The organism is Pseudogracilibacillus amylolyticus (SeqCode) (assembly GCF_051918545.1).
In the GTDB taxonomy this organism is placed as follows: Bacteria; Bacillota; Bacilli; order Bacillales; family Amphibacillaceae; genus Pseudogracilibacillus.
Genome location: NZ_JBPPZG010000151.1, coordinates 1 through 9,662 on the forward strand (window position 1 = coordinate 1; position 9,662 = coordinate 9,662).

A 9,662-nucleotide genomic window follows, 5' to 3' on the forward strand; every position below is an offset into this window, starting at 1 on the left:
AAGGTAGTAGACTTTATTTGCGACCATCAACTTATGGAAAAAAATAAGACTATTCTTATCGGAGTTTCAGGTGGTCCAGACTCGATGGCTCTCCTTCATTTGTTATACACAATGAGAGAGGCTTGGAACTTAAACGTTCACGCTGTTACAGTGGATCATCAATTGCGACCAGGAGATTCCGAAGCAGATGTTTATTATGTGAAGGAGATTTGCAAGAAATGGGCTATTCCATTTATATCATCCGCTGTTGACGTTTCGGCATATAAAAAGAAATTTAAGGTCAGCACACAAGTTGCTGCCCGAAAACTGCGCTATGAAGTTTTTAGAGAAAAAATGAATCAACTTCAAGCTGATTATTTGGCTCTTGGGCATCATGGTGACGACCAAATCGAAACGCTAATTATGTCACTTGCTAGAACGACAAATTTACATAGCTTAACGGGAATACCTGTGACTAGGGATTTTTCAAATGGTAAAATTATTCGACCATTACTTTGTGTGACAAAAAAAGAAATTGAAAACTATTGTAAGAAAAATGATATTCACCCACGAATAGATTCCACTAATCACGATCCATATTATACTCGTAACGATATTCGGAAATCTATTGTGCCAAAATTAAAAGAAAGAAACAGCAATTTGCATACAACAATGCAACTATTAAGTGAGTCATTACAAGAAGATGAGCAATATTTAATTTCCGAAGCAAAAAAGGTTGTTGAAAAAGTTATTACGTTTAACGAAAATAGTAAAAAGGCAAGCCTATGGATCTCCACGTTTAAAAGCTATCCATTACCTTTACAAAGACGGGCATTTCGATTAACATTAGACTATCTGTATGCTGACGGGATGCCGGATCAGTTAACACATATGCATGAATCCATCTTTTTATCATTAATAAATGAAGAAGAAAACAATAAGGTTGTCCATTTCCCAAAGCAACTTTTTATTGAAAGGTCTTATGGTAACTTATTTTTTTACTTCAAGGAAGAAAATAGTACGAGTAAGGAATTTTATCGGGAGATTAGTGAAATTCCTGCCCGAATATCATTACCAAATGGTGCAATAGTATCTATAACATGTGTTGATAAATTTTTAGAGAATAATCATGATAAATATACATATGTCTGTCTAGAGGAACAACTCACATTTCCGATTCACATCCGTACAAGACGGCCTGGTGATCGTATGCGCTATAAAGGTCTCAAAGGGAGTAAGAAAATAAAGGATATCTTAATTGATGAAAAAGTACCTCGTAATGAAAGAGATAATATTTACATAGTTGCAGATAATACAGATAAAATTATTTGGTTGATCGGTATGAAGAAGGCAGTTTTACCGGAGATGCTCCATAAAAGTAACTATTTATTATTTGAATACATAGCAAAAGACTAAACTGTGGGAAAAGGAGGAAGAGAATGCAAAACGATATTGAAGAAATACTAATTACCGAGGAAGAAATTAAAAATAAATGTGCTGAAATCGGACAAATTTTAACGGAAGAATATAAGGATAAATTTCCGTTGTTAATCGGTGTTCTAAAGGGTGCTACTCCATTTATGGCAGATCTTTCTCGTCATATTGATACATATGTTGAAATGGATTTTATGGATGTATCCAGTTATGGAAGTGGTACACGATCGTCTGGAGAAGTAAAAATAATCAAAGACCTTGATTCAAAAGTGGAAGGAAGAGACTTGCTTATTGTCGAGGATATTATTGATAGTGGTCTAACTTTGAGTTACCTAGTAGACTTATTTAAATACCGCAAAGCTAAATCCGTCAAGATTGTTACACTTCTGGATAAGCCGAGTGGAAGAACTGCGAAAATTAAAGCAGATATAATTGGCTTTAAAGTTCCGAACGCTTTTGTTGTAGGTTATGGGCTAGATTATAATGAGAAATACCGCAACCTTCCATATATTGGTATCCTGAAGCCGGAAGTTTATGAATAAGTCATTTTAATGTTAAAAAATACATCAAGAAAATAACATGGAAAAACAGATTTAAGTAAGAGTAATTAGTTGTATTAACACTTTTTTCTATGTTACTATGTAATATAGTTTTCTCGCTTGGGAGGAGGTTTCTAAATGGACCGAATTTTTCGGAATATACTTTTCTATGCACTTATTTTTCTCGTATTAATTGGTGTAATTAGCTTGTTTAAAGGTCAAAATGAACAGGCTGAAGAATATAATGTAAGACAATTTATGCAAGCATTAGATAACGGTGAAATCGCAGAAATGACGATGCAACCTAAAAATAAAATTATAAGAATTACTGGTATACTTGAGAAAGATAAGCAACCGTTTATAGTTCAAGTTCCTGATAATACTGAAATCATTGCAACGATAACTGACGTAGCTACTGAGCAAAGTGTGTTAAAAGTTGAAGAAGAAGAACAGCCGAGTGCCTTTGTAAATTTCTTGACGATGATGTTGCCATTTTTAATCATCGGTCTCATATTTTTCTTTATCTTCACTAGAGCACAAGGTGGCGGCGGTGGTGGCCGTGTAATGAACTTTGGGAAGAGTAAGGCTAAGCTTTACAATGAGGAAAAAGCTAAAGTTCGTTTTACTGATGTTGCCGGTGCTGATGAAGAGAAACAAGAATTAGTGGAAGTGGTTGAGTTTTTAAAAGATCCACGTAAATTTACTAAGGTTGGGGCTCGTATTCCTAAAGGGGTACTATTAGTTGGCCCACCAGGTACGGGTAAAACTTTATTAGCTCGTGCTGTTGCTGGAGAAGCGGGAACTCCCTTTTTCTCTATAAGTGGTTCTGATTTTGTGGAAATGTTCGTTGGTGTCGGTGCTTCCCGTGTTCGTGATTTGTTTGAGAATGCCAAGAAAAATGCACCTTGTATTATTTTTATTGATGAGATTGACGCAGTAGGTAGACAACGTGGTGCGGGTCTAGGTGGTGGACATGATGAACGTGAGCAAACCCTTAACCAGCTTCTCGTTGAAATGGATGGGTTTGATGCAAATGAAGGAATTATTATGATTGCTGCAACGAACCGTCCTGATATTTTGGACCCAGCATTACTTCGTCCAGGGCGTTTTGATAGACAAATACCTGTTAATCAACCAGATGTTAAAGGTCGAGAAGCAGTCTTAAAGGTTCATGCAAGAAATAAACCTCTGGCAGAAGAAGTTAATTTAAAAACTATTGCCATGCGTACACCTGGTTTTTCAGGTGCCGATTTAGAAAACTTACTAAATGAGGCAGCTTTAGTTACAGCAAGACATGATAAAAATGTCATTACGATGGAAGAAATAGATGAAGCAATCGACCGTGTTATCGCAGGACCTGCGAAGAAAAGTCGTGTTATTTCAGAGAAAGAACGTAAAATCGTCGCATATCATGAAAGTGGCCATACGGTTATTGGGATGGTCTTAGATGATGCCGATACTGTTCATAAAGTAACGATTGTTCCTCGAGGACAGGCTGGCGGATATGCAGTAATGCTTCCAAAAGAAGATCGTTATATGGTTACACGTGCTGAATTGTTTGACCGGATTACTGGATTACTTGGCGGCCGTGTGGCAGAAGAAATTATTTTTGGTAAAGATCATGTAAGTACGGGAGCTTCCAATGACTTCCAACGAGCAACTGGAATTGCTAAAAAGATGATTACTGAGTATGGAATGAGTGAAAAAATCGGACCTACACAGTTTAATGGCAGTGGAAGTGATGAAGTGTTTTTGGGTCGTGACATCAATAGTGATAAGAACTATAGTGAGGAGATTGCCCATGCAATTGACTCGGAAACACAGAAATTCATCAATGGATGCTATGAACGTGCTAAACAAATTTTAATGGAAAATCGTGAAAAATTAGAGTTAATTGCTGAAAAGCTACTTGAAGTAGAAACATTAGATGCTGATCAGATCCAATCTTTATTTGAAAAAGGTATCATGCCTGAACCAGATATTGTTTCGGACAATGGCGAAATGCCTGTTGTAACTAACGAGGATAAAGAGCAACTCTCTTCCGATTCTGATGTTAAAGTAAATATTAATTCTAAACAAGAAGATGATACAGAACCTGACAGTTATGTAGAGTCAAAAGAAAAAGCAAATACACGAAAAGATAAAGACGATGATGATTCATCAGACGTCATTGATGATGTTAAAAAACCCGAGTAAATTATTTGAAGACCTTTCATTCTACGCAGAATGGAAGGTCTTTTTGCTGTAACCAAATAAATTATTATTATTGTTTTCATTATTTCTGTGACTCTCACATTAAAGATGAGGCTAATTAATTGTACCCGGTCTATCCCTGTATGGTATATTAAATTTAACGTTTTATGTTGGAAGGTAAAGAAAGTATAAAACTTTCTTGACTCGCTCACTGGTAAAAAGCGCGGGCGTCCTGGGACTGCGCTTACTCGTTCCATCGAAGGGCATTTGCTCTTTCGTTCGTCCCGCCGTAAAGATTTGTCTCAGGCGCAAGTCACTAGCACGTCAATCACTCGTAAGTGCAACTTTGGTTTTTGTCATAAAAGCTTGGGGATAAGCCAAGTTTTCTAAGGAGAGTAAGGGAATATGATATTTGTACTTGACATTGGAAATACTAACACTGTACTTGGCGTTTTTGATCATGGAAAATTAAAACACGAATGGCGTATTCAAACGGACCGCCATAAAACAGAAGATGAATTTGCGATTTTAGTTAAGTCACTATTTGACTTTGAACATATACAATTTTCGGAGATAGAAGGAGTTATTATATCCTCCGTTGTCCCTCCAATTATGAAAGCATTGGAAAAAATGTGTGAAATATATTTTGGAATAACACCATTAGTAGTTGGAAAGGAACAAGTAACTACACTTCTTGAAATAAAATATCCTCAACCTAAAGAAATTGGCGCTGATCGTATTGTAAATGCAGTAGCAGCGATTGAGATGTTTCAAACACCGTTAATTATTATCGACTTTGGAACAGCAACGACATTTTGTTATGTTGATGAACACCAAGCTTATCATGGCGGCATTATAACGCCGGGTATAAAAATATCAATGGATGCGTTATATAGTAATGCGTCAAAATTACCTAAAATTGAAATTGAAAAACCTGAAAATATTATCGGTAAATCGACCGTTGAAGCTATGCAATCAGGTGTTTATTATGGATATGTCGGACAGGTTGATGGTATTGTTAATCGGATGAGAGAATCTATGAACAATGACCCAACCATCATTGCAACGGGTGGTCTTGCTTCTTTAATTGCAAGAGAATCTGAAACAATCCAGTATATAGAACCACACTTAACATTAAAGGGACTGTATCAAATTTACCGACAAAATAAAACTATGGACTAAAGGAATGGGGTACTTATGCAAGATTATATTATAAAATCTACTGTATATGACGGAATGGTTCGCGCTTATGCAGCAAGCACTACCGAAACGGTTGAAGAAGCGAGGAAAAGGCAAGATACTTGGGCAACTGCTTCCGCTGCATTGGGCCGGACACTTACAATTACAAGTTTAATGGGTGCAATGTTAAAAGGCGAAGATACGTTAACTGTGAAAGTGGAAGGGAATGGTCCGTTAGGGGCAGTTATTGCAGATGGAAATGCGAAAGGCGACGTGCGTGGTTACGTCTTGCATCCGCATGTGGATTTTCCTTTAAATGAACACGGTAAGCTTGATGTCAGACGTGCAGTGGGAACTGAAGGAACATTAAGCGTTGTAAAAGATTTAGGCCTAAAAGATTATTTTACTGGACAAGTTCCGCTTGTTTCTGGAGAAATAAGCGAAGACTTTACATATTATTTCGCATCTTCAGAACAAATTCCCTCTGCAGTCGGTGCAGGAGTGTTAATTAATCCTGATCACTCTGTACTAGCTGCCGGTGGATTTATTCTACAGCTTATGCCTGGAGCGGATGATGAACTAGTCACTAAACTTGAAAAAAGAATTGAAAGTTTCCCACAGATATCTACTTTAATTCAAGAAGGGAACAATCCGGAGCAAATTTTACAAAAATTATTTGTTGATGAAAAAGTCCAATTTCATGAAAAAGTACCTGTTCGTTACAAATGTAAATGCTCAAAGGAAAGAATGGAAAATGCGATCAAAGGTTTAGGTGAAGAAGAAATTAAACAAATGATAAAAGAAGACCACGGCGCTGAAGCAACTTGTCACTTTTGTAATGAAGTTTATCATCTTTCAGAGGATGAATTAAAAGCACTTATTGCAGAATGATTTAAAAGAAGGTTGGCATAAAATGTTTTTTTATTTATGAATTGTACATGAAAATTTTTACAATATAATCTCGGTACAAAATGCATTCTAGTGGATAAAAACAGTTGACAAATCAGTTGTTGGAAGGTATATTATTAATAAATCCTATAAAATTACTATGGATTAGGAGGCGTTTAAATGAGAGTGTCAAATGATATTACTGGTTTAATAGGGGAAACACCTATCGTTAAATTAAACCGTACAGTAGATGAAGATAGTGCAGATATTTATGTAAAACTTGAGTTTTTTAATCCAGCAAGTTCGGTAAAAGATCGTATTGCACTTGCAATGGTTGAACGTGCTGAAAAAGAAGGTGTACTTAAACCGGGGGACACGATAGTTGAGCCAACTAGTGGTAATACAGGTATTGGCCTTGCACTAGTAGCCGCAGCAAAAGGATATCGATTAGTTGTCGTTATGCCAGATACGATGAGTCAGGAAAGACGGAATTTACTACGCGCTTACGGAGCAGAATTATTTTTAACTCCAGGTGCAAACGGGATGAAGGGTGCTATTGAAAAAGCGGAGCAACTCAAAGAAGAGCATGGATATTTCATGCCACAACAATTTGATAATGAAGCAAACCCTGCCATTCATGCCAAGACAACAGGTCAAGAAATTGTCAACCAAATGTCTGACGGTTTAGATGCCTTTATTTCGGGCATTGGAACAGGCGGAACGATTACAGGGGCTGGAAAAGTACTAAAAGAACATTTTGATGGTGTTAAAATCTATGCAGTTGAACCAGTAGATTCACCAGTTTTATCAGGAGGTTCACCTGGACCGCATAAAATTCAAGGAATTGGAGCAGGTTTTGTACCAAAAGTGTTAAATACAGAAATTTATGAAGATATAATTAAGATTTCGAATGAAGAAGCATTTGAAGCATCTCGTGAAACAGCTCAAAAAGAAGGAATTTTAGGTGGAATCTCTGCAGGTGCTGCTATTGCCGCTGCAAAAAAAGTTGCCAAAGAGTTGGGTAAAGGAAAAAAAGTATTGGCAATTCTCCCTGACAATGGAGAACGTTATTTATCTACAGCACTTTACCAATTTGAAGATTAATTTAATAAACAATGTTCAGTTGAAAGTAGCACAGAGATGTGTTACTTTTTTGTTTTTGGGTGGAGTTTAAATGAATTTAGGAAACATCGATAAAGATTTTTCTTTCTATAATGATTTGCAAAATGAGTCACTGTTCTTTTCGTTTGTGGTAAACTAAACATGTATTATTTCATTATCGATCATTTGGGAGAAGATGTATCATGGAGTTAATAACAAAATCAAAAAAATACAATCTAAATGAAAGAACACATATAATGGGTATCTTAAATGTTACCCCTGACTCTTTCTCAGACGGTGGCAACTATAATTCATTGGAAAAAGCTATTTTACAAGCGAAAAAAATGGAAGAAGCAGGCGCTGATATTATTGATATTGGCGGTGAATCAACCCGACCAGATCATGACCCAGTCGATGCGGAAGAGGAAATTAAACGGGTCGTTCCAATAATTAAAGCACTCAAAGAGGAGATCAGTATCCCAATTTCGATTGATACATACAAAGCTGAAACGGCAAAACAAGCAATTGAAGCGGGAGCGGAAATAATTAATGACATTTGGGGCGCTAAACATGATCCAGAAATGGCTGATGTTGCTGCAACATATGAGGTACCAATTATTTTAATGCACAACCGTACAAATAAGAGATATGAATCGCTTATTGAGGATATGGTTGCTGATCTACAGGATAGTATTGATATTGTGAAGCGAGCTGGGGTCAAAGATAAAAATATTATTCTTGATCCAGGAGTTGGTTTTGCAAAAGAATTAGAAGATAATTATGTAGTAATGAGACATTTAGATAAAATTATTGAACAACTATCCTATCCATTATTATTAGCTACATCCCGCAAATCTTTCATAAGTAAAGTGCTAGATATTCCGCCAAAAGATCGGGATAATGCAACTGGAGCAACAACCTGTTTAGGTATTGCAAAAGGCGCGCATATCATTCGTGTACACGATGTAAAGCGAACAGTAGAATTAGCGAAAATGATGGATGCGATGGTAAAAGGGGTTGGGATCTCTGGATAAGATTTTTCTAAATAAGCTGGAGTTTTATGGGTACCATGGACTTTATCAAGAAGAAAAAAAGTTAGGGCAAAGATTTTATGTAGATGTAGAATTGGAGACATCTTTAAAAACGGCAGGAAAAACAGATAATATGAATGATTCGATTGATTATGGACAAGTTTACTTTATTATAAAAGATATTGTAGAAGGTAAAGCAAAAAATTTAATTGAAACAGTTGCCGAAGAAATTGCAGATGCTTTATTAAACGCCTTCTCAACCCTTAAGGCTTGTACTGTTAAAGTAATTAAGCCAGACCCACCGATACCAGGGCATTATGAATCGGTGGCGGTACAAATATATAGGGAGCGAGAAAAATGAATACAGTATATATTGGATTAGGGTCCAACATCGATCCCCGTAGACAATATTTAGAAGAAGCAATTAACAAGTTAAGGCAAAATGAGCATATAAAGCTTGAAAAAACTTCTTCAATATATGAAACTGCTCCTGTAGGGTATACTGACCAAGATCCATTTTTAAATATGGTTATTAAAATCAAAACTTCATTAACAAGTCATGATTTACTTGGGGTTTGTCAACAAATAGAGCGACAATTAGGAAGAGAAAGGACATTTACAAATGGTCCAAGAACAATTGACCTCGACATTTTGTTTTATAATAGTGAATATAGCGACCAAGAAAATTTACAACTTCCTCACCCGCGTTTACACAAACGTGCATTTGTGTTAGTTCCATTATGTGAAATTGCCCCTGACATTATTATGCCGACTACAGGTAGAAGCGTTGATGAATTATTAGATAACTTATCTGCTAAGGACAAAAAAGAAGTTGTTAAATGGGAAAAAGACTAATATAATTTTGTTATACGTTTGGAGTAAACATATGTTAAAGACCGAAAATGTGATGATACAAATAAAGGAGTTTTGGTCTTAATGGCCAGAGTTAGTAATTATTTGTTCGCTTAACGGTTCTAGAACTTGAAGCGAACCTCGTTTGTGCGGAAATGATATTGTGAATTGGAAAAGACGATGAACTTGTCATGTATAGATGTGAATTACAGAATTCAGTGGAAAAAAATGTTGATTTTTGCCGCTAATTGTTGATGAGCATACAAACGTAAGCATTATTGATATAATTATAGGGTGCGCTCGTCGCCCTAGCGAGCCGGGGCGGAGGGCACGCCCCAGTGCCGAAAATTACAACAAATGATGCATGTGCCCGGTGGTTATGAGCAATTGTAACTTAAATATGCTATGATTTAGTATAGATTTATTGAACTGGACGTGCTTTTATTTAAAATAACGAATATGAAAT

General features: G+C 36.3%; 9 protein-coding genes. All 9 read left to right on the plus strand.

The genetic code is table 11. The annotated features are described in order from the left end of the window. Positions 1-1,395, plus strand: a 1,395-nt coding sequence (gene tilS, locus ACPYKA_RS14990; RefSeq protein WP_479543022.1) for a tRNA lysidine(34) synthetase TilS, incomplete at its 5' end; no start/stop codon positions are given. A gap of 23 nt (positions 1,396-1,418) precedes the next feature. After that, positions 1,419-1,955, plus strand: a complete 537-nt coding sequence (gene hpt, locus ACPYKA_RS14995) for a hypoxanthine phosphoribosyltransferase (protein WP_479543023.1) — start codon at positions 1,419-1,421, stop codon at positions 1,953-1,955. Positions 1,956-2,090: 135 nt separating this feature from the next. Then, the gene (ftsH, locus tag ACPYKA_RS15000; RefSeq protein WP_479543024.1) at positions 2,091-4,148 is read left to right on the plus strand and encodes an ATP-dependent zinc metalloprotease FtsH; all 2,058 of its coding nucleotides are present in this window, start codon (positions 2,091-2,093) and stop codon (positions 4,146-4,148) included. A gap of 402 nt (positions 4,149-4,550) precedes the next feature. Then, on the plus strand, positions 4,551-5,327 hold the full coding sequence (locus ACPYKA_RS15005) for a type III pantothenate kinase (RefSeq protein ID WP_479543025.1): 777 nt from the start codon (positions 4,551-4,553) through the stop codon (positions 5,325-5,327). Positions 5,328-5,342: 15 nt separating this feature from the next. Continuing rightward, the gene (gene hslO / locus ACPYKA_RS15010; RefSeq protein ID WP_479543026.1) at positions 5,343-6,215 is read left to right on the plus strand and encodes an Hsp33 family molecular chaperone HslO; all 873 of its coding nucleotides are present in this window, start codon (positions 5,343-5,345) and stop codon (positions 6,213-6,215) included. A gap of 177 nt (positions 6,216-6,392) precedes the next feature. Beyond that, complete coding sequence (gene cysK / locus ACPYKA_RS15015) at positions 6,393-7,316, plus strand: cysteine synthase A (protein ID WP_479543027.1); 924 nt, start codon at positions 6,393-6,395, stop codon at positions 7,314-7,316. A 200-nt stretch (positions 7,317-7,516) separates the two neighbouring features. Further along, positions 7,517-8,347 carry a dihydropteroate synthase gene (folP, locus tag ACPYKA_RS15020; protein WP_479543028.1) on the plus strand — a complete coding sequence of 277 codons (831 nt, stop codon included), beginning with the start codon at positions 7,517-7,519 and terminating at the stop codon, positions 8,345-8,347. Then, positions 8,340-8,705 carry a dihydroneopterin aldolase gene (gene folB / locus ACPYKA_RS15025; RefSeq protein ID WP_479543030.1) on the plus strand — a complete coding sequence of 122 codons (366 nt, stop codon included), beginning with the start codon at positions 8,340-8,342 and terminating at the stop codon, positions 8,703-8,705. The genes folP and folB overlap by 8 nt, the downstream gene beginning before the upstream one ends. Further along, positions 8,702-9,199: a 2-amino-4-hydroxy-6-hydroxymethyldihydropteridine diphosphokinase gene (gene folK / locus ACPYKA_RS15030; protein ID WP_479543029.1), complete on the plus strand. Its 498-nt coding sequence runs from the start codon at positions 8,702-8,704 to the stop codon at positions 9,197-9,199. Before folB ends, folK begins: the two co-directional genes overlap by 4 nt. Positions 9,200-9,662: the final 463 nt, after the last annotated feature.

Excerpts from the sequence above, each read along its gene's own strand:
- folK (WP_479543029.1), top strand. The coding sequence starts at position 8,702 with ATGAATACAGTATATATTGGATTAGGGTCCAACATCGATCCCCGTAGA.
- ACPYKA_RS15005 (WP_479543025.1), top strand. The coding sequence starts at position 4,551 with ATGATATTTGTACTTGACATTGGAAATACTAACACTGTACTTGGCGTT.
- folP (WP_479543028.1), top strand. The coding sequence starts at position 7,517 with ATGGAGTTAATAACAAAATCAAAAAAATACAATCTAAATGAAAGAACA.
- hpt (WP_479543023.1), top strand. The coding sequence starts at position 1,419 with ATGCAAAACGATATTGAAGAAATACTAATTACCGAGGAAGAAATTAAA.
- cysK (WP_479543027.1), top strand. The coding sequence starts at position 6,393 with ATGAGAGTGTCAAATGATATTACTGGTTTAATAGGGGAAACACCTATC.
- ftsH (WP_479543024.1), top strand. The coding sequence starts at position 2,091 with ATGGACCGAATTTTTCGGAATATACTTTTCTATGCACTTATTTTTCTC.
- hslO (WP_479543026.1), top strand. The coding sequence starts at position 5,343 with ATGCAAGATTATATTATAAAATCTACTGTATATGACGGAATGGTTCGC.